31 protein-coding genes are annotated in these 22,302 nt (G+C 63.4%); 22 read left to right on the forward strand and 9 right to left on the reverse strand.

What is annotated here, in order from left to right; genetic code table 11:
* The first annotated feature begins 9 nt into the window (after positions 1-9).
* From FNA67_RS01295 to FNA67_RS01315, 5 genes are all read left to right on the forward strand, one after another.
* Positions 10-1,596 carry a hypothetical protein gene (locus FNA67_RS01295; protein ID WP_147654790.1) on the forward strand — a complete coding sequence of 529 codons (1,587 nt, stop codon included), beginning with the start codon at positions 10-12 and terminating at the stop codon, positions 1,594-1,596.
* Complete coding sequence (locus FNA67_RS01300) at positions 1,593-1,928, forward strand: hypothetical protein (protein ID WP_147654791.1); 336 nt, start codon at positions 1,593-1,595, stop codon at positions 1,926-1,928. Before FNA67_RS01295 ends, FNA67_RS01300 begins: the two co-directional genes overlap by 4 nt.
* Before the next feature lie 98 nt (positions 1,929-2,026).
* Positions 2,027-3,256: a phage tail sheath protein gene (locus tag FNA67_RS01305; protein ID WP_147654792.1), complete on the forward strand. Its 1,230-nt coding sequence runs from the start codon at positions 2,027-2,029 to the stop codon at positions 3,254-3,256.
* 53 nt (positions 3,257-3,309) lie between these two features.
* Positions 3,310-3,828, forward strand: a complete 519-nt coding sequence (locus FNA67_RS01310; protein WP_147654793.1) for a phage major tail tube protein — start codon at positions 3,310-3,312, stop codon at positions 3,826-3,828.
* Complete coding sequence (locus tag FNA67_RS01315) at positions 3,829-4,143, forward strand: phage tail assembly protein (RefSeq protein WP_147654794.1); 315 nt, start codon at positions 3,829-3,831, stop codon at positions 4,141-4,143. It abuts the gene before it with no gap.
* A gap of 152 nt (positions 4,144-4,295) precedes the next feature.
* Here FNA67_RS01315 and FNA67_RS01320 read toward each other — a convergent pair whose 3' ends face one another.
* On the reverse strand, positions 4,296-4,586 hold the full coding sequence (locus tag FNA67_RS01320) for a hypothetical protein (RefSeq protein WP_147654795.1): 291 nt from the start codon (positions 4,584-4,586) through the stop codon (positions 4,296-4,298).
* A 9-nt stretch (positions 4,587-4,595) separates the two neighbouring features.
* Positions 4,596-4,916: a signal recognition particle gene (locus FNA67_RS01325; protein ID WP_244616433.1), complete on the reverse strand. Its 321-nt coding sequence runs from the start codon at positions 4,914-4,916 to the stop codon at positions 4,596-4,598.
* 60 nt (positions 4,917-4,976) lie between these two features.
* On the opposite strand from FNA67_RS01325, the gene FNA67_RS01330 reads away from it, so the two are divergent.
* The 5 genes from FNA67_RS01330 to FNA67_RS01350 all read left to right on the forward strand — a co-directional run bounded on the left by FNA67_RS01330 (position 4,977) and on the right by FNA67_RS01350 (position 9,550).
* Positions 4,977-7,268, forward strand: coding sequence for a phage tail tape measure protein (locus FNA67_RS01330; RefSeq protein WP_147654796.1), 2,292 nt, complete (start codon positions 4,977-4,979; stop codon positions 7,266-7,268).
* Positions 7,269-7,273: 5 nt separating this feature from the next.
* On the forward strand, positions 7,274-7,726 hold the full coding sequence (locus FNA67_RS01335; protein ID WP_147654797.1) for a phage tail protein: 453 nt from the start codon (positions 7,274-7,276) through the stop codon (positions 7,724-7,726).
* Positions 7,727-7,729: 3 nt separating this feature from the next.
* Positions 7,730-7,960, forward strand: a complete 231-nt coding sequence (locus FNA67_RS01340; RefSeq protein ID WP_049707369.1) for a tail protein X — start codon at positions 7,730-7,732, stop codon at positions 7,958-7,960.
* Complete coding sequence (locus tag FNA67_RS01345) at positions 7,960-9,018, forward strand: phage late control D family protein (protein ID WP_147654798.1); 1,059 nt, start codon at positions 7,960-7,962, stop codon at positions 9,016-9,018. Before FNA67_RS01340 ends, FNA67_RS01345 begins: the two co-directional genes overlap by 1 nt.
* Positions 9,019-9,193: 175 nt before the next feature.
* Positions 9,194-9,550, forward strand: coding sequence for a hypothetical protein (locus FNA67_RS01350; protein ID WP_147654799.1), 357 nt, complete (start codon positions 9,194-9,196; stop codon positions 9,548-9,550).
* Positions 9,551-9,628: 78 nt separating this feature from the next.
* On the opposite strand, the gene FNA67_RS01355 is transcribed toward FNA67_RS01350, so the two are convergent.
* The gene (locus FNA67_RS01355; RefSeq protein WP_147654800.1) at positions 9,629-9,889 is read right to left on the reverse strand and encodes a hypothetical protein; all 261 of its coding nucleotides are present in this window, start codon (positions 9,887-9,889) and stop codon (positions 9,629-9,631) included.
* 825 nt (positions 9,890-10,714) lie between these two features.
* Positions 10,715-10,951, reverse strand: a complete 237-nt coding sequence (locus FNA67_RS22165) for a sunset domain-containing protein (protein ID WP_308499097.1) — start codon at positions 10,949-10,951, stop codon at positions 10,715-10,717.
* 102 nt (positions 10,952-11,053) lie between these two features.
* Between FNA67_RS22165 and FNA67_RS01370 the strand changes: the two genes are divergently transcribed.
* The 5 genes from FNA67_RS01370 to FNA67_RS01390 are packed head-to-tail and all read left to right on the forward strand — an operon-like array spanning position 11,054 to position 13,267.
* On the forward strand, positions 11,054-11,800 hold the full coding sequence (locus tag FNA67_RS01370) for a glycoside hydrolase family 108 protein (RefSeq protein ID WP_210246420.1): 747 nt from the start codon (positions 11,054-11,056) through the stop codon (positions 11,798-11,800).
* Between the two features lie 3 nt (positions 11,801-11,803).
* Positions 11,804-12,079 carry a hypothetical protein gene (locus FNA67_RS01375; protein WP_147654801.1) on the forward strand — a complete coding sequence of 92 codons (276 nt, stop codon included), beginning with the start codon at positions 11,804-11,806 and terminating at the stop codon, positions 12,077-12,079.
* Positions 12,079-12,471 (forward strand): DUF6527 family protein, encoded by a 393-nt coding sequence (locus tag FNA67_RS01380; protein WP_147654802.1) that lies wholly within the window; start codon positions 12,079-12,081, stop codon positions 12,469-12,471. Before FNA67_RS01375 ends, FNA67_RS01380 begins: the two co-directional genes overlap by 1 nt.
* Entirely contained in the window at positions 12,471-12,875 is a 405-nt protein-coding gene (locus tag FNA67_RS01385; RefSeq protein WP_147654803.1) for a hypothetical protein, read from the forward strand. The genes FNA67_RS01380 and FNA67_RS01385 overlap by 1 nt, the downstream gene beginning before the upstream one ends.
* On the forward strand, positions 12,872-13,267 hold the full coding sequence (locus FNA67_RS01390) for a DUF1515 domain-containing protein (RefSeq protein WP_147654804.1): 396 nt from the start codon (positions 12,872-12,874) through the stop codon (positions 13,265-13,267). The genes FNA67_RS01385 and FNA67_RS01390 overlap by 4 nt, the downstream gene beginning before the upstream one ends.
* Before the next feature lie 1,083 nt (positions 13,268-14,350).
* Here FNA67_RS01390 and FNA67_RS01395 read toward each other — a convergent pair.
* From FNA67_RS01395 to FNA67_RS01405, 3 genes are all read right to left on the reverse strand, one after another.
* The gene (locus FNA67_RS01395) at positions 14,351-14,698 is read right to left on the reverse strand and encodes a YciI family protein (protein WP_147654805.1); all 348 of its coding nucleotides are present in this window, start codon (positions 14,696-14,698) and stop codon (positions 14,351-14,353) included.
* 86 nt (positions 14,699-14,784) lie between these two features.
* Complete coding sequence (locus FNA67_RS01400; protein WP_053168153.1) at positions 14,785-15,444, reverse strand: L,D-transpeptidase; 660 nt, start codon at positions 15,442-15,444, stop codon at positions 14,785-14,787.
* Between the two features lie 121 nt (positions 15,445-15,565).
* Positions 15,566-15,925, reverse strand: coding sequence for a hypothetical protein (locus FNA67_RS01405; protein WP_147654806.1), 360 nt, complete (start codon positions 15,923-15,925; stop codon positions 15,566-15,568).
* 119 nt (positions 15,926-16,044) lie between these two features.
* Between FNA67_RS01405 and FNA67_RS01410 the strand changes: the two genes are divergently transcribed.
* The 7 genes from FNA67_RS01410 (at position 16,045) to FNA67_RS01440 (ending at position 21,475) form a co-directional block, all read left to right on the forward strand.
* Positions 16,045-16,659, forward strand: coding sequence for a ribonuclease D (locus tag FNA67_RS01410; protein WP_049707383.1), 615 nt, complete (start codon positions 16,045-16,047; stop codon positions 16,657-16,659).
* Between the two features lie 11 nt (positions 16,660-16,670).
* Positions 16,671-17,336, forward strand: a complete 666-nt coding sequence (locus FNA67_RS01415) for a hypothetical protein (RefSeq protein ID WP_147654807.1) — start codon at positions 16,671-16,673, stop codon at positions 17,334-17,336.
* Positions 17,333-17,788: a lipopolysaccharide transport periplasmic protein LptA gene (gene lptA, locus FNA67_RS01420; protein ID WP_147654808.1), complete on the forward strand. Its 456-nt coding sequence runs from the start codon at positions 17,333-17,335 to the stop codon at positions 17,786-17,788. Before FNA67_RS01415 ends, lptA begins: the two co-directional genes overlap by 4 nt.
* Positions 17,785-18,555 (forward strand): LPS export ABC transporter ATP-binding protein, encoded by a 771-nt coding sequence (gene lptB, locus FNA67_RS01425; protein WP_147654809.1) that lies wholly within the window; start codon positions 17,785-17,787, stop codon positions 18,553-18,555. The genes lptA and lptB overlap by 4 nt, the downstream gene beginning before the upstream one ends.
* 117 nt (positions 18,556-18,672) lie before the next feature.
* Entirely contained in the window at positions 18,673-20,172 is a 1,500-nt protein-coding gene (gene rpoN / locus FNA67_RS01430; RefSeq protein ID WP_147654810.1) for an RNA polymerase factor sigma-54, read from the forward strand.
* A gap of 219 nt (positions 20,173-20,391) precedes the next feature.
* Positions 20,392-20,961, forward strand: coding sequence for a ribosome hibernation-promoting factor, HPF/YfiA family (gene hpf / locus FNA67_RS01435; RefSeq protein WP_049707388.1), 570 nt, complete (start codon positions 20,392-20,394; stop codon positions 20,959-20,961).
* Between the two features lie 49 nt (positions 20,962-21,010).
* Positions 21,011-21,475, forward strand: coding sequence for a PTS sugar transporter subunit IIA (locus FNA67_RS01440; RefSeq protein ID WP_049707389.1), 465 nt, complete (start codon positions 21,011-21,013; stop codon positions 21,473-21,475).
* 60 nt (positions 21,476-21,535) lie between these two features.
* On the opposite strand, the gene FNA67_RS01445 is transcribed toward FNA67_RS01440, so the two are convergent.
* Positions 21,536-21,817, reverse strand: coding sequence for a DUF1150 family protein (locus tag FNA67_RS01445; RefSeq protein WP_049707390.1), 282 nt, complete (start codon positions 21,815-21,817; stop codon positions 21,536-21,538).
* Between the two features lie 14 nt (positions 21,818-21,831).
* Positions 21,832-22,248 (reverse strand): Hsp20 family protein, encoded by a 417-nt coding sequence (locus tag FNA67_RS01450; protein ID WP_049707391.1) that lies wholly within the window; start codon positions 22,246-22,248, stop codon positions 21,832-21,834.
* Positions 22,249-22,302 lie beyond the last annotated feature (54 nt).

The raw sequence follows: 22,302 nt of genomic DNA on the forward strand, positions 1-22,302 counted from the left end.
AGGGGAGCCATGGCCACGACCGCAAATCGCGACTATCCACTTCCGGAGGCGGGGGCCTCGGTAAAGGACGAAATCGAGCGCCTTCAACAGGCGACTTTGCCCATGCTGGATGAGGACGTCCAAGCCCTCTTTGACGCCATCGGCGGCCTCTCCGAAATAGGCCACAAGCACCCGATTTCGGATGTTGAAGGCCTTTCGGCGGCGCTCGCTGCCAAGATGCCGGCGAGCAAGACGTTCTCCATTGGCGAACTTTCCGGGGTCGTCGGCGCCGACGACGCGCCGGATGGCTATGTCCTGGTGAAGGTGGGTGAAGAGTGGGTCGCCCAAGCGGCGCTTTCCGCCCTCGGGTCGCACGACCACGTCATTGCGGACGTCAGTGGCCTGGGCGATGCGCTCGATACGCTGACCGAGGCGGCGAGCGGAGCCCAGGCGACGGCTGATGAAGCCAAGGGGGCGGCGGTTCCGATCGGGATCGTGTTCATGCAGAACGGGCCGGTTGACCCTGGGTACCTGCGCTTCGGTGAAGGCGGCTCGTATGACCGTGCGAGCTACCCGGACCTTGCCGCATGGATGGATGCCAACGGACAGACCGCATTCGGTCTGACTCCTACGCAGATCGCCAACGGTGAGTTCCCGGACTGGCGTGACCACTCCCCGCGTACTGCTGGCGGGCCGCTCGGTCCATCTGTTGGCGCTTTGCAGTTAGACGCCATGCAGGGGCACCGTCACGCTGAAAAGTGGAACGGCATCCTCGGCAATTTCTACACATCTGGCGCCAGCGGCCAGGTCCGTAATTCGGCCGGAACCCCTCCGAGCGTCGATCCGCCCGCAGGATACAACGGCATCTTCGATCCGATCACCGATGGGACCAACGGGATTCCACGTACCGCGTCCGAAACCCGCGTGAAATCTTTCGGCGTTCGCTGGCAGATCAAGGCTTATGGTGCGTTCGTTGGCGGGGGTACCGCCGATCTTGTTGCCATCCAGCAGGACGTGCAGACGGTGAAGAACGGTGCCGTTCGAAAGGACGTGGACCAGAGCGGTTCCTACGGCGTCCCCGAGAAGGTCACCATCCTCAAGAACACCCTTCAGGCGTGGGAGCAGATTGGAGGTGAGGTCAAACCTGTCAACGTCTCAGCTATTGCCTGGACCGACCTCGATAGCTTTGCACGACTACGCCTGACCGGTTGGCTTCGACCCGTCACCGATGCGCAGAGCCTGTTCCTGCAAGTCAGTGCAGACGGCGTCAGCTACTACAACGCGTCCAACGCCTACAACCACCAGGTCTCAAATTCGGTGGGTGCCTCAATCACCGCCGCCACCGCCGACTATATCGGGTTTCGTATGGGCGGGATCACCATTGGCAACGCTGCCGACGAGTTGACGGCGTTCACCGTAATTCTTGACCGGTTTAACGAGAACGCCCGGACCCTCTATTCTTACCACGGTCAAGCCGTGGGAGCTGATGGCGTCCTGACTTGGTGTTCCATCGCTGGTAGACGAAGTGCCTCGGGGGTGGATACTGCCCTCCGGATATTCCCAAGCTCCGGCAACATTGCGGCTGGTAGCGTCATCCTAGAGGGGGTGCGCGGATGATTAAGATCGTCAACGGTATCGAAGTTGAAATGACGCCCGAAGAGGTTGCGTTGTGGGTGGCCGAGCAGGACAGCTACACGCCGCCCGTGCCGGACTTCTATGACCTCCCCAAGCGTATCCTCATCGAGCGCCTCGTGCAGGACGAAGACACCGACGAAATCACACCGGTGTTCGCCATGCTCGCCCAACAGCCTCAGAAGACGCAGGAGTTGTTCAACGCCTGTGACTACTTCAGGTCCACCCACCCGATGTTCGCGGTGATGCACTGGGGCATCTGGCAGGCGTTGGGCAGCGAGGAACGGGCGGACGAACTGCTCTCTCCAGAGGACTGATGGACGTTCCTTGAGGGGGTGTTTCGCCCTTTTCATCAACCGAAGCCCGCCTTCCCAGGCGGGCTTTTTCTTTTCCCAACCTTTAAAGGAGATACCCGATGACCGAACCGGTTTTCGGCATGACTTTCTCGCGGACGGATGAGGGGCCGGTGCCGGTATTGGGCGCCGACTTCTCCAAGGCGCTTCTGATCGAAACCTCGGCGGACGCTGATGCTGCCGCCTTTCCTGTCGGCCAGCCGGTCCGCATTTCCACGTCTGACGCGACGATGGTGGCCAAGCTTGGCACAGGTCTCCTCGCCGATGCCGTGAAGGGCATCAATTCCCAACTGACCGGCCTCAATGCTGGTGCCGATGTCACCATCTATAGGGTAGCGGAAGGCGCCGATGCCGAGGAGACGGCAACCAATATCGCCACTGCGCTGGCGCCCACCAACATTGCCGCGATCCCGTCGGCCGTGAACGCGACCCCCCGCCTCGTGTGGGCAGGGCGCACCCCCTGGCGCAAGGACCTCGTCACCACCAGTCCCGTCGTCGCCGCGCTGCATGCTGCGTGCGAGCGGCTGCTTGCGATCGCTGTCGTCGACGTTGACGACACTTCCAAGGCCAACGCCGTTGGTGCGCGCGAAACCATGAATTCCGAACGGCTCATGCCGCTTGGCATCGCAGCGCGCGTCTATGAGGGTGCTGCACTTGTGACGCGTCCGATGGGCCCGCGGATCGTTGGCCTTTTTCAGCGCGTCGACAACCTCAACGAAGGCAAACCGTTCGACCCGATCGCCAATCGACCGATCTATGGGCTGGCCGGGCTGTCGCGCAAGATCCCGTTCTCCCTGCTCGATGGCTCGACCGAGGGCCAGCAGATGCTCGAGGCGGAAGTATCGATCGTCGCGGAAGGCGAGGTTGGCGTTGATGGTTCGGTCGCCGACGGCGGCTTCAAGTTCATCGGCACCGATAATGCGACGACAGGTGAACTCTGGAAGCAGATTCACCAGGTGCGCGGGGCAGACTACCTGACCGTCAAGATCATGCAGATCACGCGCGAATTCCTTGGCCGCAAGATCACTGGCGACCTGGTCGAGGCGTGGCTCAACTCCATCAAGTTCATGTTGCGCGACCACCAGGCCGACGACGACATTCTCGGCTACGACGTGAAGTTCCTGCCGGCCAAGAACAGCCCCGAACAGATCCGGCTCGGCAAGCTCACAGTGAATATGGGCATCGAACCCGCACCGGCCTTCAAGGTCGCCAACCATGAGATTGCCCGGTATCGCCCGGCAATCGAAGGGCTCGTCAACGACATCATCGCTCGACAGAACGCGTCCAACTAAGGGCGCGGGCCGCGCGCTCCTGCCTATCCTTTTCAACTCAATGAGGTTCTCTCATGCTGTCACAGTATCTGCTGGCCGCCGTCGATGTGCGCCGCGCCCAGCAGCCCGGCTCCACCCGAGGCGGGCTTGTCACCAAACTCGCCATTCCCGGCATCAAGTTCGTCACCAGCGAGCACAATCCGGGCGGGGGCGTCATGGCCGTAAGCTTCGTCCAGCCCCGCATCGAGGCGCCGGAACCGAAATTCGAAGTCAAGGGCATCGACACCGACGTTTTCGGCGGCCTGGGCCAGGTCGATCGCTGGATATTCGCCGGCGCCTACCGTGAGAAAAAGCCTGGCGGCGGCGGGGTGGTGCCCGGCCGTGCCGTCATCGAGGGGGCGATCTCGGCCTGGGAGCCGGACGAAAGCGACCCCACCGAGTTCCAGGGGTGCAACCATACCTTCACCGAGGTGACGCACTACGAGTTCCACCTAGGCGACAACGAGCTCTTCTACATCGACCACTGGGAGCGCGTGCTGCGGGTCAACGGCGTCGACATCTTCGATGACATTCGCCGCGCGTTGGGGGCGTAAATGGAGTCCGCGCCCACGCTCACGCTCAAGCTCAAGCACCCCGTCGCCTTCGGCGACACTCAGTACAAGGTGCTGACCCTGCGCCGCATGAAGGCCCGGGATGCCCTTGTTGCCGAAGACGAGCAGAACAAGATCATGGCGGGCTATCTGATGTTCGCAGCGCTCGCCAATGTGCCGGTCGAGGTGATCCTCGAGCTCGACATGGAAGACCTTACCGAGTTGGGAAAGAAGGTGGCCCCGCTCATGGGAAAGCAGGGGGCGGCTCTGGAGGCGATGCTGGGGACGGAAGCCGCCCAGTCCCCTGGCGAGATATAATACTGGCGGTCGCCAGGCATACGAACACATCGATCGATGCTGTCGAAGATTGGGATGTCGACAAGCTGCTCAGCTACTCGCGATCACTTGCAAGGCAGCTCGCACGCGAGAAGGGACGGGCCGGCCGCTAGGCGGTACGGCCCGTCGTGGTCTTAGCTCACCGTCTCCTCGATGATGGTCTTTCGGCCTCGTGTCAGGAGGGCAAAGAGGCCAAGGATCACGGCGCCTGCGACCCAGATAAAGAGGATCATCCCCGCGCCGATGGCGGTGCCGATCGCGCGTCCCGCCTGCTCGGCCTCGCTTGTGGTTACAACGCTGGTCGCCGCGTTCATGCCGCCGATCATCCAGATCAACATGAGTACGTTGAAAAGGATGAAGAGGATAAGGAAAAGCCAGCCGAAGAAGCCGCGCTTCCGGGTTTCCTTGCGAATGATAGTAGCCAATTCAGCCCCCTACTGGATGAACTTGTACGATTTGGCCGTGCGAGCAATCTGAGTGCAGTGTGCGGTTTTGGCTGACTCGCTCATTCCCTTCAGATTGTAGCCCTGCCCCTGGATCATCATTTGAAGCGTGGCCGGGAAATCCATGTCATCGGCTGGCACATTGCTTTCGATGAAGGCTGAAATCGCGGCCTGGTCATACGAGAGCCCGCACAGTTTCTCCGAGGCGAGTACAGTTCCGAGCGCTGTGGCGATCTTCATGCTTTCGAAGCCTTGCCCGAAGGTCGGCAACGTCGCCGAAGCTAGTAGGGCGAGTGCAACAATTATTCTCAATCAAATGCCTCCTCTTATTGGTGCATAACCGATAGCGGCGGCGCTTTGGAAAGTCCATCCATGGCCGTTATTACCTCTAAACTGATCGTTGCTTTGGTTGATCAGCTGTCGGTCCCGGCGCGAGGCGTTGCCAGGGTTGTGAAGGACCTGCAGGCGGCGTCCCGCGCAAACGCCATGCAGATGAACGAAATGCGCGGCAGGATGGTGGATGCCGCCGCGGCTGCCTGGGCGGTGGGCAAGGCGCTCGCCGACCCGATCGGCAAGGCAGTCGAGTTCGAAAGCGCAATGGCTGACGTCGCCAAGGTGTCGGACTTCAGCACGGCCGGCCTCGACCAGTTCGGGCAGGATCTTCGCCGGCTTTCCACTTCGGAAATCCCCATGGCGGTGACCGAGCTTGCTGCCCTCGCCGAGAACGCCGCAGCGGCCGGCATCGATGATTCAGAGTTGCTCGAGTTCACGCGCTTGACTGCGAAGGCTGCGCTCGCATGGGGCGTGTCCGGCGCGCAGGCTGGCGAGGACCTGGCCAAAATTCGCGAGGCCCTGCGGCTCACCACTGGTGAGACGATGCTCTACGCCGACGCGATCAACTTCCTTTCCGATCGCACCGCGTCGACGGCGCCCGACCTTACCGAATTTACACGACGCGTTGCCGCCCAGGGCGAGTTCTTCGGGTTCACCAAGGAGGAAACTCTTGCCTTCGGCGCTGCGATGATCAGCGCGGGTGCCGAGGTGGAAGTTGCCTCGACTTCGTTCCGCAACATGGGGAGAGCCCTGACCAAGGGCACTAGCGCCAGCAAGAGCCAGCAGCGGGCTTTCAAGATGCTGGGCCTTGATGCGCGCAAGGTCGCCGCAGGCATGCAAAAGGATGCCGTTGGCACGACGATGGAGGTGATCAAGCGACTTGGTCAATTGCCTGCCGAACTGCAGGCTGCCGCGATGGGGGACCTCTTCGGCGACGAGGCTCGGGCACTAGCGCCGCTGCTTGGCAACATGGGCTTGCTCCGGAAGACGCTCGGCTACGTGACGGATGAGACCGACTATGCCGGCAGCGTCGCAGCGGAGTTTGCCCGTCGAGCACAAACGACGGAATTCAACCTGCAGCGTCTGAAAAACCAGGTTGATGGGGTGGCTCTGGCAATCGGCAATGCGCTTCTGCCGGCCGTCAATGGCGTTGCCGCCGCAGTGGGCCCAATGATCATTGCCCTTGCTGACTGGGCCGCTGCACATCCCCAGATCGTGCAGGCCATAGTGGCGATCATTGGTGGCCTTGTTGCTCTGCGGGTGGCGTCGATCGCCACGCGGTGGGCGTTCCTCTTCATGAAGGGCGGGATCCTCGACGCGGCGCTGCTCATGAGCAGGGCGGCGGCAGGCATCCTTGCCCTCATCAACCCGCTCAACCTGGTAAAGAACGCCGTCACTGCCCTGCGCGTGGCGTTGATGATGTCGGGAATTGGCCTCGCGCTGGCGTTGATCGCGGCGGCGGGCACGTGGATCTACAACAACTGGGACGGTCTGGTCGCCTTCTTCGAGGGCTTTGGCGAAGGCGTCTCCGCTGCGCTCGCGCCCGTCATGCCGGTCATTCAGCCAATCGTCGATGGCGGAAAGGCTATCCTTGATTGGGTGACGGGGCTTCTCGGACCGGTGGGGGCCAGCTCGGACACATGGCGCGACTGGGGCAAGGCGGCCGGAACAGCGGTCGGTGATGCCGTCATAGCCGTTGTCAACAAGGGGGCCGAGATCATTGCCTGGTTCGAGGCATTGCCGGGGCGCATCAGCTCAGGGGTGTCCGGGATGGCTGCGGCGGTAGTCGAACAGTTCAGCAAAATCGCGCAGCAGGTTTCCGAAGCATTCCTGTCGATCGACTGGATCGATATTGGCAAGAAGCTGATGAACGCCATCTGGGAGGGGATGAAGGCCATCATTCCGGCGATGCTCGACGGCCTCGGTTCGGCGATCGCGCAACTCAACCCATTTGGTGGCGGGGCCATCGAGGCTCCGGTGCAGGGACATGGCGGCAATGTCATCTACCCTGTCGGCCAGGCGCCTGGTGTGACGGCTGCGAAGGCCGCCGGTGGTTCGATCTCTGGCGGAAAAACCTACCTTGTCGGTGAGGAGGGGCCGGAGCTCGTGACGCCCGGTCGATCGGGCTGGGTTCATCCCGCTGACGCGACGGCGCGATTGATGGGGGCAGGGCGCCCCCCTGTGACGCTTTCCGTTTACCTGGGCGGCATCACCATCCATGGCGTAACCGATCCGCAGCAGGTTGCGGACCTGGCGATTTCCAGGATCAACGAAAAGCTGGGCGACGCCGTTGGCGGCATGTTCAGCGATATCGAGTTTGCGGGAGGATAAAGCCGATGCTCTATCAGTTGGGGCCGCTTGCGATCGACACCATGCCTTTCAGCGCAGACGCCATGAGCCGGGACGGCGGGGGCGACCTCGCTGCCAAGGATGTCATGAACAGGCTTCGCCCTCGCGAATTCATGGGCGAGGCCGACGAGAAGATGCAGATCAGTGGTCAACTGCTCCCGGCCAAGGTTGGCGGCCTGACCGAGCTTGAAATGGCGCATGCCATGAGCAGGGCGGGCACCGCTCTGCCGCTCATGCGGGGCGACGGGAAGATGTTCGGGTGGTTCGTCATCGAGCGCGTCTCGGAAGCGCATGTCGACCTCCTGCGGACCGGCGTCGGCTTCACGGTCAAGTACACCCTCGAGCTAGTGAAGGTGGAACCGGATTCGTCCGATCAGTCGGGGTCGCCTTCACCACAAGGCATTGTTGGCATGCTGCTCAGCTTGTTCGAGGCTCTGTAAAAAATGGAAACCATCATCGTTCAGCGCAGTCGTACCACGGTTGACCTGCTGCTTTGGCGGCGCTTCGGCATCGCGGGGGCGCAGCTCGTCGAAGCGACATTGCAGCTCAATCCCGGCCTGGCCGGGCTGGGGCCCATTCTGCCGATAGGAACCAATGTCGTATTGCCGGATGCGCCATCGACTGCCGCATCTGGCGCGACTCAGCGCCTGCTCGACCTTTTCGGAGGCGAGTGATGGTGTGGAAGGTGGACTGGGAGGTTTCCATCGATGGGCGGAACCTCACCTCAAAATGGGCATCCGTCCTGATCGACATCGAGGTCACAGACAAGGCTGGCGCAACATCCGATGCCTGTTCTCTGACCATCGACGACACCGGCGGGCAGATCCGCCTGCCTCGGGAAGGACAGCGTCTAGTCGTCAGGCTCCAGGGCAGGAAGGTGTTCGAAGGCTTTATCGAGCAACCTCAATCCTCGGGAAGCCGTAATGGCGGCCGCATCCTCAAGATCAAGGCCAAGAGCGCTGACACCGCCGGAAAGGCCAAGGAGCCACAGAACTTCCACACCGACGATGCCACGCTCGGGGAATTCCTGGGCGACGCTGCCAAGCGCGCTGGTCTGGACCTTGCCATCGATCCTTCCTTCGCCTCCGTCAGGCGTGACTATTGGTCGGCGGAAGGGGAGAGCTTCTTTGCACTGGGGGAGCGCTGGGCGCGGAGGCTTGGCGGCACGTTCAAGATCCGGGGCGATCGTGCTGTTCTTGCTCGCCGCGGGGAGGCAACCTCACCATCGGGCAGTGCTCTGGCAGCAGTCGCCGCTATCGTCGGGGTGAATGTCATCAAATGGGACATCACGCCGCGCGATCCCCGCCGCACTTTCAAGAGCGGCACGGCGAGATGGTTCGATCGGGCAGCTGCCAAGTACAAGTCGACGGGTCTCGAGTTCGACGGTGACGATCCCGGTGATGCCGACAATGTGGCTCGGTTCATCATGGCTGACGAAGACGAGGCAGGCGAACATCTCGACGCCCGCAAGCGCGAAAGCAAACGCGAAGCTGGCAGCGGTACCGTCGAACTCGACCTGACCGTTGATGCAGTGGCGGAGGGGCAGATGACGATCGAAAATGCGCGGGCCGGCGTCGATGGCACTTACCGGATCGAGTCCGTCAAGCACAAGGCCAGCCGGGGTGGCGGGGCCACGACGACGCTCGAACTCAAAGAACCGGCGGGTGGTGCCGGCAAAGACAAGCGAGGCGCCCCCGATTTCGCCCTGCCCAGATCCGAAACCCTTGGGTAAGTGACGCAAGCGGCGCATCGCCGGGTAGTTGGGAGGCTCGTTATGGGGTGCGCCGCCGGCCTTTGGAGGCCAACGTCAACGTGCGACCGATGAGTGGGTTGCGGAGCGCGGGCCGGGAACTTCACGACGCAGTGATGGTTGATTAGGCACCATTCCAACGAAAGCGAACCACCCCATGCAACGTCGGGCCATGGGCCGAGAGCGTAAGATCACGGTCGAAATTCAGAACGCGTTGCACACGGCCAAGGCGGTCCCTGTTTCTGCCTGGCATAGTCGCGCGCGAAAGCTGCGGCTGATGGCGGAGCGGAATCGTGATCCGGCCGATATCGAGGGAGCGGCGCAGTCCCTCAAGGCAGAGGTGAATGCATCGATTCAGGAACTCGATCAAATTTCCCGGTCGCTTTCCGGGCTGGCACTCGCCGACAGTCGATTTCAGGACAAGATATCCAACCTCACCGCGCTTGAGCGGGAGCTGGATGCCACCATTGCAATCTGCATCACGGGGCGCGCTTCATCGTTGGCGTCTCGATAGTGACCTTGCTTAACGCGGGTGGCATGTGCCCACCCGGCCTCCGGGCGGGGGCGGCTGATGGCCTCCCCCGCCTGCCACTCAAAGCTCCAGTGTTCGGGTGACGCGGACAATGCGGACTGCAATGATCGCGGTGGCCCAAAGCCCGCCCACGGCACAGACGACGTAGGTTACCCAGGCGACCAGTGACCCGGCGCCCGCCGCGATGGCGATGACCCAGGCGACTCCGCCGACTGTGATCCATAGGAGCATGAGGAGCAGGGCCAGCACTGGGAAGGCGTAGACGATTGACGCCAGAATTGACCGCCGAGCCGGGGGCTCGCGGTTATCTTGATCCGACATAGGTTCGGTCCTTGATTAGAGAAGACGAAGTTGAAGACTTCAGGTTCTCTCGGGAGGACCGCATGCGAAGTAGGGAGATGTACCGCATGTCCTTGCGGAAGGACGCTTTTGAGCGTGCAGGACAGAGCGGTTCGGGAAATGGGTAAGATCCAGGAAGGCGCCGGGAACCAAGCCGCCGTCATGCCCATGTGACGGGGCGGCCGCTACCTGGCGCTGGACCAGGGAAACCCGGTCGGAACGCGAAGGCATGACCCAGTTCGCGTCTGCAAGGCGGTATGCGGGGCTATCATGTCCGACATCGATAGCCTCCGAGCCCGCATGCGCAAGCATGCCGACGACCAGCAACAGCGCCACCAGGAGCGAGCCGAGTGCGTGTGCGGTCCTATTTGTGAGGTGGCCGGCTATGTCGAGGGTTCCCCTGTCATGCCGTTGCCTATAGCCGCAATTGTGCGCGGGGGCATCTCAAAACGCGCTGAGGAGTGGTGCGCCACCTGAATAGGGGGCTCGGTTGGGGCGCACCACTCTGCCCGTCACGGGCTCGTGATAACGCTCCTGCGTCTCAAGCGTTCCACCGGCGCAAAGAAGAGCCGCGCTGAGACGACGCGGCTCAAAGAGGCATTTGACTAAAGTGGATGTCAGGGTGGCGAGGCACTAACGAGTGCCTGCCACCTGATCAAACGCCTCGGAGCGGAAAAGGTTTCAAAACTAAGGCCCGTGTGGGCACGGGCCTTAGTTACGGGGATTTAGTAGTAACCCGCTTGGGCACGGGTGCTGAACCTTAGCATCACTCCGCGGATGTCGGCCAGACCCATCGTTACGGACGCCTCAGACCTTCGACCTTCGCCAGCCCGCAGCCCGGGCTTCCTCTTCGGAACAAAACCAGCGCTCCCCGTGGGAGGGCTGGATGACGGTGTCGTTGTAATATTTCTGGCCGGGCACATGATAGATGCGCTCGCCTTTGGTGTTGACGTTGCCCTTGATGTTGCATTCCCGCGCCGCAGCCAAGTCGGCGTTGCCGATGGCAGCTGCCACGGCAGCCACGATCCAAAGTAGTTTTCGCATTTAGAGCCCTCCCTCCTCCAAGGCAGCATCATTTTGCGGCCCTGGCAACTTTCGGCCGCCGCGAGTGGCCCTTTTTCTTTCCAACATCGATAGGAGGCCGACATGGCCAAAGGTAATCTGCCAGCGGTGCTGGCGGAAACGCTCGCCTATGAGGGCGGGTGGTCCGATCATCCGTCCGATCCGGGCGGCGCGACGATGAAAGGGATCACCCTTGCGGTATTCCGGCGGTATCGGCCCGGAGCGAGCAAGGAGCAACTGCGCGCCATTTCGGCGGCCGACGTCGAGCGCATCTACCGCGATGGCTACTGGGGTCCCGTCCGTGGCGACGACCTCCCCGAGGGTGTCGATCTCACTGTCTTCGACTACGGCGTCAACAGCGGCCCGTCTCGGTCGGCAAAGGACCTGCAGCGCGTCGTTGGCGCGACCGTCGACGGCAAGATCGGGCCGGCCACTATCGCACTTGTGAAAGCATCCGCGCCGCGCGCCGTGATCAAGGCTCATTGCGCACGGCGCCTGGGCTTCGTCCAGTCGCTCGCGATCTGGAACACCTTCGGGAAGGGTTGGGCGCGTCGTATCGCGGGCATCGAGGCCACCTCGCTCTCCTGGGTGTCGACCAAGGCCCAGCTCGAGGCTGATGCCAAGCAGGCCAGGAGCACGGCGGCCGCTCAGATCGGCAGCGCCGCCGGCACCGGCGCCGTCGGCGCGGTCGATCAGACCAACCACCTCTCCGGCCTCCCGATTGGCGTCGTCGTGGCGGCCTTCGTGATCGTGGCCGGCATCCTCGCAATCCGCATCGTCATCAACAACCAGCGGGCCGGCGCGCTCGCCAACGCGGCCAAGGAGGCCTGACCCATGCACTACCTCTGGGATTTCATCGTTCGCTGGCGCACCTGGCTCGTGAACGTGCTCGCCGGCCTGCTCCTCGTACTGCCGGACATTCTCACCGCCCTGCTCGGCTTCGACTGGAGCATGATCGTGCCAAAGGCCTACATGCCCTACGTCACGCTGGCGATCATCATCATCAACATCCTGATGCGTCCCCGGCCGGCGGTCCGCGCTGACGACCCCGAGGCGGAAGTCACGCGGCTGCGTAAGCAGGGCGTCGACTTCACCGGAGAGCAACTCTGATGGCGGCGCTGTCAAAGAAGCTTCGAAGCCTCGATGGCGGGCGGGTTGCCTTCTGGTGCCCTGGCTGCCGCGAGGCCCACCAGATCACCGTTGTGGACGCGCCGAGCCGCCAGGGCCCGGTATGGGGCTACAACGGCAACCCGGACGCGCCGACTTTCACGCCGTCCGTTCTTGTGCGCGGCGTACGTATCGAGGGCGGCGATGAGGAGCTTGACCGCATCCTTGACACCTGCAAGCTACCGGAGGACCGGGAGCGCATGCTTGCGGACAAGCGCATCAATACCGTGTGCCATTCCTTTGTAACCGATGGTCGCATTCAGTTCCTCGGCGATTGCACGCACGCGCTGGCGGGGCAGACGGTTGACCTGCCTGAACATTGGGAGGCGTGTTGATGCTTCTTCAGACCGTACTAAACTGGCTCGGTGGCGGCGTGATCAGGCAGTTCACCGGTCCTCTTGTCGAGGCCTACAAAGCCAAACTCGCGGCGCAGAATGACGAGCAGAGGCTCGCGGCCGAGATGGATATCGCCCGGATCGAGGCGGCGCGTGACATCGCCGTCGCCGAGGCGGGGCGCGCCTGGTCGGCGACCGCGGTCGGCCGCTGGCTTATCGTGGTGCCGTTCGGCATCTGGTGGGCGGCGATCTACCTAGTGCAGCTGATCAATCCGTGGTTCGGGCTTCACCTCGTCGTTATCGCCGTGCCGCCCGACATCATGGAGATGGCCAACATCCTCGTGCCGGCCATCGTCATTGCCGATGCCGGCGCGCTTGTCGGTCGCCGGATCGCTGCTCGATGACCCAGAGCGAAGCCTATCGTCTCCTGCTGACGATGATGCAGGACCTCAAGGACGACATGGCGGCCGAACGCGAGGCTTCCCGACAAAGCCGGGGAGCTATCCGCGATCGCGTCGAAGACGTCGTCGAGCGCTTGGGAAAGCTTGAAACGACCATAGCGATCTCCGGTCAGGTGGAGGCGCAGGTTCGAACCGAGCTCGACGCGTTGCGGGTGCTGGTAGAAGAGCAGCACGACACCGTACAGCCCACGATCGAAGAATGGCGCCGCATCAAGACGCTCGGGATCGGTCTATGGGGAGTGCTGGCCTTGAGTGGTTTGTCGGTTGTCGCGTTCCTGGCCTGGGCGGGCGAAGGGGCGGTGAACGCCATACGGGCTTGGTTGAGGATATCGTAGCTAGCTGTTGGGCCGCCTCGGCGGTGGTTGGGTGTACCGATCACTGCGCGCGACCACGCGATTCCTGTGGGCGCGGTATAGCTTCATGATGATCCAGATGATGAGTGCCAGCGCTGCCGCGACTGCCAGGTAAGAGAGAATGTGAAACACAACGTACTCCTGCCCACTGGATTGTGAGATGCCGCCACCTGACCGAAGATGGTAGTGCGCTCGCCACCCCCCGACCACTAGCCCAAGCGGCCTAGCGGGCTCGCGCAGGAAAAAACACCAGAATGCCGACCGGTGTCGGTACGGGTGAAGCGGCCATCGCGCGCCTTCAGCACGACGGAGGCGTCCGGCCCCTGCAACGAGCTGGCCATGTGGAGCTTGCCTGGCCGCGCGGGTAACAGGGCAGCCCTCCTCACGATCTGGTGGAATGGAAAGCGATCGCCATCGCACGAAAGTCGGCAGTGCAGCCAACTTTGGGGCATAGTGGGGCGTGACGGCGCCGGCGGCAGATTTGGGAACGACCGCCGGCGCCATCGTCCCCTCGCCCTTTCGGAGCAGTGCAAAGGACGAGGTTAGAAATAGAGGGGATATAGCGGGCGATATATAGATCGAATGATCTATCGTCAGCCTAGGGATTGGGCTTCACTGGCTATCCGCCGCTTTGCTTTTCCAGGTTTCCGAACTCCGGAGCCCCTGCATCGCTGCTCAGCGAGCATCACCAAATCAGGGACGCGCTAATCAGCCGCATGGCGAAAGCGGGCACGGCCGAGGATAGCCTGCTGGAGGCGGCCAGGACGCATGTGATGAGATGGTTGCGGCCCTACTGGATCGCCTAAGCGAAATTCGTCGAACAAATCGCTGACCAAAGACCGCAAGAAATGGTGCCCCACTGTGCCACCATATGTGTCACCATCTGTGCCACAAAATGAGCCACAATTAGGCATCAACATAAGGAAAATGCTGGAGTTGTTGCGACCGAAAGGCTGGGTCGTTGCTTCTCCAGGGCACCATTTTCCAGAGGCGCTACCGAGCCTCTGGCCCAATCCTCTCATCGCAGGCAGGTTCACCCCTCGGGGGAAGGCGCTGGTTATTCGCTCAGAATCCGGCCGTCTCGCGCACCTCGATCGAGCCCATCCGGGCGATCTCGCTGCGTCCGGCGATCTCCATGGCTTCGGCCAGGTCCCTCGCCTCGATGAGGAAGAACCCGCCCAGATATTCCTTGGTTTCGGCGAAGGGGCCGTCGGTCCAGGAGCGCTCGCCGTTGCGGATGCGCACCGTCTTGGCGGTCTTGGGGTCGGCCAGGGCGTTCGAGGCCAGGTATTGCCCGCTCCGGCGCAGGCTTTCGTTGAAGGCGAGCGAATCGCGGTCGATCGCCGCCCATTCGGCTTCTCCCGCCGCTTCGGCGAGCGTGGGGTCGATATAGACAAGGCACAGGTAGCGCATGGCGTTCTCCCTCTTTCGCCTCTGGTCGATCCGAGCCCCTGCGATTCGACAGGGCCCGCCGACTTTGCCGGCGGGCCGTGCAGGCCTCAGACCACCAGCACCGGCGAGCCGGCCGGCACGCGGTTGTAGAGGTCGATGATATCCTGCTGGAGCAGGCGCACGCACCCGCTCGACACCGCCCGGCCGATCGAGAGCACATCCCCGTTCCCGTGCAGGCGATAGAGCGTATCCGCCCCGTTCTGGAAGAGATAGAGCGCCCGCGCCCCCAGCGGGTTCATCAGGCTCGGCTCCATGCCGCGGCGATAGGGTTCGAGCTCGGGCTGGCGCTCGATCATCTCGGACGGCGGCGTCCAGGTCGGCCATTCGCGCTTGTACTGGATCTTGGCGCGGCCCGACCAGGCAAAGCCGTCACGCCCGATGCCCACGCCGTAGCGCATGGCCCGCCCGTTCTCGCTCACCAGGTAGAGGAACCGGTTGCCGGTATCCACCACCACGGTCCCCGGCTGCTCGCCGGTGGGGTCGGCCACCTCCTGGCGCCAGTATTTGGGGTCGAGCTTGGAGATGTCGGCGGCCGGAATCGGGAAGCGTTCCTCGGGGCGGGCCGCATACATGTCTAGGTATTGCTGGGGCACCGTCGCCGGTCCCTCGGCGATCTGGCGGGTATTGCCGGTCGTGGCGCAGCCCGAGAGCGCCAGGGCGGCGAGGCTCGCGCCGCCGAAGAGAAAATGGCGTCTGGGCAGGGTCATGGTTGCAGTCATAGGGGCATGGCTTTCGTTTTGGCGCGTCCGCGCCGGAGGGGAAATGCCCAATGGCCTGCTCCCGGCGCGAGCCGGTGCGGCATTGGACGATTGCATTGGGGGATCGGTGTCAGGCGCGCGGTGGCCGGAACTGCCCGTCGGGGTCGGCATGCTCGGTCATGGCCTGCGCCACGAACGGCACGGGCCGGGCTTCGGGCGGGCGATAGGTCAGCGCCAGCGGCTCGACGGGCAGGCACCGGTCGGTCTGGCACGGAATCGCCAGCCGGTTCTTCTGGCCCGCGCAGGCCTTGAGCAGGTGCGGCTTGGCCGAAAGCGCCTCGCTCGCCGTCACCACCAGGTCGGCCGCCTCGGCGCACATCTGGGCAGTTGGCGCGCTCAGGTGCGCCTCCGCGCGCGCATAGCCCGGCGCGCCCAGCCACAGGAGGGCCAGCCCGGCAAGAACCAGTGCGAGAACGGACAGACGTTGCATGGCTTTTGTCTTGGCCGAGGTTTGGCGCCAAAACAAGGCCGTCAAGCCCCAGGGTCAGACTTTCCAAGCCCAGTGTGGTATGGCATCAACGGCCCAGTTTGCGATTAGTGAGGGTCAGGATGACTGTTCGGCTGCACAAGGGCGATTTGCCCGATCTATCACGCTATGGCCGCGAGGTAGCGATCGATACCGAAACGATGGGTCTCGATCCCCATCGCGACCGCCTGTGCGTGGTGCAGCTGTCCCCCGGGGATGGCAGCGCCGATGTCGTGCAGATTCCGGCCGACGTCAACGAGGCGCCCAACCTCGCCCGGCTGCTGGCCGATCCGGCGGTCACCAAGATCTTCCATTACGCCCGCTTCGACATGGCCGTGCTCAAGAACCGGTTCGGCGTCGTCACCGGCCCGGTCTACTGCACCAAGATCGCCTCCAAGCTCGTGCGCACCTATACGGATCGCCACGGCCTCAAGGATCTCGTGCGCGAGCTGCTGAGCATCGACCTTTCCAAGCAGCAGCAGTCGTCCGACTGGGGCGGGGAGACGCTTTCCCAGGCCCAGCTCGATTATGCCGCCTCCGATGTCCTTTACTTGCACGACCTCAAGCGCCATCTCGATCGCATGTTGCGTCGCGAGGGACGCATGGAACTGGCCGAAGAGTGCTTCCGTTTCCTCAAGACCCGGATCGAGCTGGATCTTCTGGGCTGGGGCGAGACAGACATCTTCGCGCATAGCTAGGATTTTGGGCCATGGGCCGTTCGGCGACTGCCGATCAACGCGAGGCGATGTATGGGCGGCTCAACCTGCGCAATCGCCTCGTCTCGATCCTGCGCATCGGCGTGCCGGTCCTTGGCGCCCTGATTCTGGTCGGCATCGTCGGCCAGATCTACCTGGCGAGCCTGGGCATCGATTTCTCGATCGGCCGCGTGTCGGTCCAGCAGGACCGGATCGTGGTCGACGTGCCACGCTATGACGGGGTGATGGCCGATGGCGCCGTCTACCGCGTCACGGCCGAAAGCGCCTCGGCGGCCCTGGCCAATGTCGATATCGTCGATCTGGTCAACGCCGAGGCCTCGCTCCACCAGCCTTCGGGCCGCATCATGTCGGCGCGCGCCGAATCGGCCCAGTTGCACATGGGCAGCCAGCGCGTCGAAATCTCGGGCACTGCCGCCATCGAGGACAGTTTCGGCACCACCGGCACCCTCGCCGATGCCCTGGTCGACTGGCCGGCCCAGACCCTTATCGCACGCGGTCCGGTGCATTTCGAATTCAACGACGGCTCGGTGATCGACGGCGCCGGCTTGATCTATGATGCCGCCGCCCAGCTCTGGACATTCCAGCGCGCCACCCTCACCGTGCCGTCCCGGCAGATGGACGAGCAATCGCCAACCGACGAACAAGGATCGCAACCATGATCGCCCGCTTCGCCCTGGCCCTGATGCTGGTGCTTGCCACCGCCGGTTTCGCCCGGGCGGCCAACGAGGTCACCATCACCGGCGATAGCTTCGTGGTCGATGAGGCCAACCACCTCGCCACCTTCGATGGCAACGTCGTGGTCAAGACCCCTACCATCAACCTCTGGGCCAACAAGGTCGTCATCACCTATGGCGAAAAGGGCACCTCCGATGTCCAGAGCTTCGAGGCCACCGGCGCGGTGCGCATCAAGACGAGCGAGCAGGATGCCAGCGGGGAGAAGGCAGTCTACGATCCCAAGACCGAAATCCTCCACCTGACCGGCAACGTCACCGTGATCAGCGCCACCAGCAAGCTCACCGGCCCCGAACTGGTGGTCAACCTCAAGACCAATACCTCCACCTTCACCGGCTCCAAGGGCGGCCGCGTCCAGGGCGTGTTCAGCTCGCAATGAACCAGTCCGCGCCCCAGACCCAGACCCAGACCCGCATCGACCAGACCGGCTGGCTGGTGGCCCATGGCCTGGCCAAGCATTTCGGCAAGCGCGTGGTGGTCTCCGACGTGAGCCTGGCGGTGCGGCGCGGCGAGGCGGTGGGCCTGCTCGGCCCCAATGGCGCGGGCAAGACCACGGTCTTCACCATGATCATGGGCCTCATCCGCCCCGACCACGGCGAAATTCGCCTCGATGGCCACCGGATCACCCACCTGCCGCTCTTCCAGCGCGGGCGCCTCGGCATCGGCTACCTGCCCCAGGAGCCCTCGATCTTCCGCGGCCTTTCGGTCAAGGACAACATCCTGGCGATCCTCGAGGGGCACGTGCACTCGCGCGCCGAGCGCAAGCGGCGCCTCGAGGAACTGCTCGAGGAATTCTCCATCGCTCACCTGCGCGATTCCAACGCCCTGGCCCTTTCGGGCGGCGAGCGCCGCCGCGCCGAGATCGCGCGCGCCCTCGCTGCCGACCCGGTCTTCATGCTGCTCGACGAGCCCTTTGCCGGCGTCGATCCCATTGCCGTGGCCGAGGTCAAGGGGTTGGTGCGCCAGCTCACCGAGCGGGGCATCGGCGTGCTCATCACCGACCATTCGGTGCGCGAGACGCTCAGCCTCGTGGACCGCGCCTACCTCATCTACGAAGGCAAGGTCATGATCCAGGGACGCCCCGAGACCATCAAGGCCGATCCCGACGCCCGCCGCGTCTACCTCGGCGACACCTTCGATGTTTAGTTCTGCCGATATAAAGCTTTAGCCGGGACTGGCACGAAACTTGCCCTTTGGGCGCTTGTCCTCGCTGGCCCGATGAGTCATGGTGCCGCCGGTTGCGCGATTTGGGAAGTTACCGGCATGGCATTGACGCCTCGGCTCGAGGTTCGGCAGGCACAGAGCTTGACGCTGACGCCTCAGCTCATGCAGTCGATCCGCCTGCTCCAGCTCAGCCACCTCGAGCTCAACGCCTTCGTCGAGGCCGAGCTGCTGCGCAATCCGCTGCTCGAACGCGAGGAAGGTGCGCCCGACGACGGCGCCGAAGCGCCCGAACGCGCCCCTGAGCTGAGCGCCTACGAAGATACCGTCGATCATTCCGATCGCATCCAGTCCGCCGGCTCGATCGCCGATGGCCTCGATACGGCGGTGGAGAACGTCTTTCCCGAGCAGGTCGGCCAGGATTCGCTGTCCCAGACCTCGGTCTGGCCCGAAGGCCGTGGCGAGGGCGGGGAGGCCCCCGATCTCGACCAGTTCGTGGCGGCCAGGCCCAGCCTCTCCGATCACCTCGAGACCCAGGTCAACCTGATCCTCAAGGCTCCCGCCGAGCGCCTGATCGCCCGGGCCCTTATCGACAGCCTCAACGAGGCCGGATACCTGGCCGGGGACCTCGATGCCATCGCCGCCCAGCTCGGAACGGACGAGGCCATGGTCGAGGCGGTGCTGCTCAAGGTCCAGGGCTGCGATCCCGTCGGCGTCTTCGCCCGCACCGTGCCCGAATGCCTTGCCATCCAGTTGCGCGAAAAGGATCGGCTCGATCCCATGATGGCCAGGCTCCTGGCCAATCTCGACCTCCTGGCCGCCCACGATCTGGCCGGGCTCGCCCGCGCCGTGGGGGCCGACCGCGAGGACCTGGCCGACATGCTGGCCGAGCTGCGCGAGCTCGACCCCAAGCCGGGCCGCGCCTTCGACGGCGCGCCCATCGAAGCGGTGGTGCCGGACGTCTTCGTGCGCGAGGGCAATGGCGGCGCCTGGGCGGTGGAGCTCAATTCGGACGTCCTGCCCAAGGTCCTGGTCAACCGGGTCTACTACGCCACCGTTACCCGCAAGACCCGCGACGCCACCGAAAAGGCCTTCCTCACCGATTGCCTGCAGACGGCCAACTGGCTGGCCAAGAGCCTCGACCAGCGGGCCCAGACCATTCTCAAGGTCGCCACCGAGATCGTGCGCCAGCAGGACGGGTTCCTGGTCAACGGCATCGCCCATCTCAAGCCCATGACGCTCAAGATGGTGGCCGAGGCCATCGAAATGCACGAATCGACCGTCAGCCGCGTGACCTCGAACAAGTACATCTCCACCCCGCGCGGGCTCTACGAGATGAAGTACTTCTTCACCACCGCCCTGGCCTCGACCTCGGGGGGCGAGGATCATTCGGCCGAAGCGGTGCGCCACCGCATCCGCCAGCTCATCGATGCCGAACAGCCCGCCGATATCCTTTCGGACGACACCATCGCCGACATGCTCAAGCGCGAGCAGGGAATCGATGTGGCGCGGCGCACCGTGGCCAAGTACCGGGAGGGTATGAACATCCCCTCGTCGGTCATCCGCCGCCGCCAGAAGCGGGCATTGACCGCCACGCCGTGAGCGGCGGACGCCTCGGCACAGCCGGAAGAGGGATTTGAGGGGGAATTTCGATGCGGGCAGGCTAGCCCTCTCGACCCGGCCTGTCACCCCTGCAATTGCGCCTGTGACCAGTTTGGTGGGTTTGATCCCCGATTGCGCCGGGTCTACCATGCACCCTGCGGGAGAACCAACTTCAGTTGGCAGGGGCCCGCGCCGATCTTACGAACGAAGGGGGTAGCCATGACCTTACGTGTATCGGGCAAGAACATGGACGTCGGCGAGGCCTTGCGCAGCAAGGCGGTCGACCACTTCAATTCGGTAGTCAGCAAGTATTTCGACGGAGGATACAAGGGCCATCTGACCCTGAGCCACGACGGGGCCGGCTATAGCGCCGACTGCGTGGTTCATCTCGATTCGGGGACCACGCTCCAGGCCAGCGCCGAGGGCAACGATCCCACGCTCGCCTACGAAGTGATGGCCAGCAATATCGAGAAGCGGCTGCGCCGCTATAACAGGAAATTGAAGCAGCACCGCCGGCGTTCGGACGAGGAGGACACCACCGCGCCCGCCTATGTGCTTGCAGCGCCTATGGAAGATGACGAGCTGGACCTCGATTTCAGCCCCCCGGTCATCGCCGAAGGCACCGCCAGTCTGAAGCGTCTGACGGTCGGCGAGGCCGTCATGGAGCTCGATCTGATGCAGTCCGATGTAGTGGTGTTCCGTCATGCTGGACATGGCGGGCTGAATGTGGTTTATCGCCGGGCCGACGGCAATATTGGCTGGATCGATCCCGCCTTGAGCGCAAACTAGGGCTGTTTGCTGAACCCCATTCTACATTTACATCGAATAGGTTTCTTCAATGGAACTTTCAGACATCCTTGCAGAGGAGTCGGTTCTTGCGTGCACGGGCATAAAAACCAAGACGGAACTTCTAGAGGTCTTGAGCCAGCACGCTGCTAAGGTCACCGGAGTGGACCAGCAGGCTATCTTCACCGCCATTTCCGACCGTGAGGCTCTCGGCTCCACCGGCCTTGGCAACGGCATCGCCATTCCGCACGGCAAGATCGCGGGCCTGCCTGCGGTGACGGCCCTCTTCGCCAGGCTCGACCAGCCGATCGAATTCGATTCGATCGATGACCTGCCCGTCGATCTGGTCATGATGCTGCTGGCTCCGGTCGGCGCCGGCGCCGACCACCTCAAGGCCCTGGCCCGCGTGGCGCGCCTCTTGCGCACCGAGGCCCTTGTCGATGACCTGCGGCGCACCAGCGACCCGCACAAGATCTATGAGATGCTCATCCAGCCCCAGGCCGCCTACGCCGCCTGACCGGGCTTCTGGACGAAAACGGGAACGGCGCTCCGGGATACGGGGCGCCGTTTGCTTTTCCTAGTGGACGGCCACCAGGCCCAGATTGCGGTCCGAGAGCCATTCGTCGACCGCTTCGCGCGTATCGGCGACCATCAGCGGCGTGCCGTCGGCCGACATGACCAGCTGATAAAGCCCGTCCGGCTCGAAACCTTCTTCGGACAGCAACTCGGTGACCTGGGCGCCGAGGATGGGGCGCACGAAGGCCACCGCACTTCCGCCAAGCGCCATGAACTGCGCCGGGGTCAGGGTCTTGAGCGGATGGACCAAAGGATCGATGACGGTTTCGTCTCTATTCTGCATTTGCCCAACTCCTCTCACGAACTAATTTCGATGCGCCTTGCGACCTTTTCCGTCTTGGGGCGCATCACGGTGACAATCAGCATGCCGTCCCGGAGCGCAGCATCCTTGACGACAACGCCGTCGGCGAGGAGAAAGCTGCGTTGGAACTGGCGTGCGGCGATGCCGCGATGCAGGAACTCGCGCGAGGGATCGTCTTTCTGGCGACCCCGGACGACGAGTTGGTTGTCTTCCGAGATGACCTCGAGTTCGTCCTTGGCGAACCCGGCCACCGCAATGGAGATGAGGAAGCATTCGGCTCCATCGGCCGCGGCGCGCCGCTCGATATTGTACGGCGGATAACCATCCGCCGCCTTCGAGAGGCGGTCGACACGTTCTTCGAAGGCATCGAAGCCCAGAAGAAACGGCGCCGAAAAGAGTGAGATGCGAGACATCAACAACCGTCCTTGAATAAGCAACGCCGGAATTCGACCCGAATGAGTGGCATC

Origin of the sequence: Youhaiella tibetensis (assembly GCF_008000755.1) — a bacterium.
In the GTDB taxonomy this organism is placed as follows: domain Bacteria; phylum Pseudomonadota; class Alphaproteobacteria; order Rhizobiales; family Devosiaceae; genus Paradevosia; species Paradevosia tibetensis.

Coding starts and splice junctions, on each gene's coding strand:
- FNA67_RS22165 (WP_308499097.1), bottom strand. CDS start 10,951: ATGCGAAAACTACTTTGGATCGTGGCTGCCGTGGCAGCTGCCATCGGC.
- FNA67_RS01300 (WP_147654791.1), top strand. CDS start 1,593: ATGATTAAGATCGTCAACGGTATCGAAGTTGAAATGACGCCCGAAGAG.
- FNA67_RS01440 (WP_049707389.1), top strand. CDS start 21,011: ATGGAACTTTCAGACATCCTTGCAGAGGAGTCGGTTCTTGCGTGCACG.
- FNA67_RS01400 (WP_053168153.1), bottom strand. CDS start 15,444: ATGACCCTGCCCAGACGCCATTTTCTCTTCGGCGGCGCGAGCCTCGCC.
- lptA (WP_147654808.1), top strand. CDS start 17,333: ATGATCGCCCGCTTCGCCCTGGCCCTGATGCTGGTGCTTGCCACCGCC.
- rpoN (WP_147654810.1), top strand. CDS start 18,673: ATGGCATTGACGCCTCGGCTCGAGGTTCGGCAGGCACAGAGCTTGACG.
- FNA67_RS01295 (WP_147654790.1), top strand. CDS start 10: ATGGCCACGACCGCAAATCGCGACTATCCACTTCCGGAGGCGGGGGCC.
- FNA67_RS01350 (WP_147654799.1), top strand. CDS start 9,194: ATGCAACGTCGGGCCATGGGCCGAGAGCGTAAGATCACGGTCGAAATT.
- FNA67_RS01380 (WP_147654802.1), top strand. CDS start 12,079: ATGGCGGCGCTGTCAAAGAAGCTTCGAAGCCTCGATGGCGGGCGGGTT.
- FNA67_RS01390 (WP_147654804.1), top strand. CDS start 12,872: ATGACCCAGAGCGAAGCCTATCGTCTCCTGCTGACGATGATGCAGGAC.
- FNA67_RS01315 (WP_147654794.1), top strand. CDS start 3,829: ATGGAGTCCGCGCCCACGCTCACGCTCAAGCTCAAGCACCCCGTCGCC.
- FNA67_RS01330 (WP_147654796.1), top strand. CDS start 4,977: ATGGCCGTTATTACCTCTAAACTGATCGTTGCTTTGGTTGATCAGCTG.
- FNA67_RS01375 (WP_147654801.1), top strand. CDS start 11,804: ATGCACTACCTCTGGGATTTCATCGTTCGCTGGCGCACCTGGCTCGTG.
- FNA67_RS01340 (WP_049707369.1), top strand. CDS start 7,730: ATGGAAACCATCATCGTTCAGCGCAGTCGTACCACGGTTGACCTGCTG.
- FNA67_RS01445 (WP_049707390.1), bottom strand. CDS start 21,817: ATGCAGAATAGAGACGAAACCGTCATCGATCCTTTGGTCCATCCGCTC.
- FNA67_RS01385 (WP_147654803.1), top strand. CDS start 12,471: ATGCTTCTTCAGACCGTACTAAACTGGCTCGGTGGCGGCGTGATCAGG.
- FNA67_RS01335 (WP_147654797.1), top strand. CDS start 7,274: ATGCTCTATCAGTTGGGGCCGCTTGCGATCGACACCATGCCTTTCAGC.
- FNA67_RS01305 (WP_147654792.1), top strand. CDS start 2,027: ATGACCGAACCGGTTTTCGGCATGACTTTCTCGCGGACGGATGAGGGG.
- FNA67_RS01355 (WP_147654800.1), bottom strand. CDS start 9,889: ATGTCGGATCAAGATAACCGCGAGCCCCCGGCTCGGCGGTCAATTCTG.
- FNA67_RS01395 (WP_147654805.1), bottom strand. CDS start 14,698: ATGCGCTACCTGTGCCTTGTCTATATCGACCCCACGCTCGCCGAAGCG.
- FNA67_RS01345 (WP_147654798.1), top strand. CDS start 7,960: ATGGTGTGGAAGGTGGACTGGGAGGTTTCCATCGATGGGCGGAACCTC.
- FNA67_RS01410 (WP_049707383.1), top strand. CDS start 16,045: ATGACTGTTCGGCTGCACAAGGGCGATTTGCCCGATCTATCACGCTAT.
- FNA67_RS01370 (WP_210246420.1), top strand. CDS start 11,054: ATGGCCAAAGGTAATCTGCCAGCGGTGCTGGCGGAAACGCTCGCCTAT.
- FNA67_RS01310 (WP_147654793.1), top strand. CDS start 3,310: ATGCTGTCACAGTATCTGCTGGCCGCCGTCGATGTGCGCCGCGCCCAG.
- hpf (WP_049707388.1), top strand. CDS start 20,392: ATGACCTTACGTGTATCGGGCAAGAACATGGACGTCGGCGAGGCCTTG.
- FNA67_RS01415 (WP_147654807.1), top strand. CDS start 16,671: ATGGGCCGTTCGGCGACTGCCGATCAACGCGAGGCGATGTATGGGCGG.
- FNA67_RS01405 (WP_147654806.1), bottom strand. CDS start 15,925: ATGCAACGTCTGTCCGTTCTCGCACTGGTTCTTGCCGGGCTGGCCCTC.
- FNA67_RS01450 (WP_049707391.1), bottom strand. CDS start 22,248: ATGTCTCGCATCTCACTCTTTTCGGCGCCGTTTCTTCTGGGCTTCGAT.
- lptB (WP_147654809.1), top strand. CDS start 17,785: ATGAACCAGTCCGCGCCCCAGACCCAGACCCAGACCCGCATCGACCAG.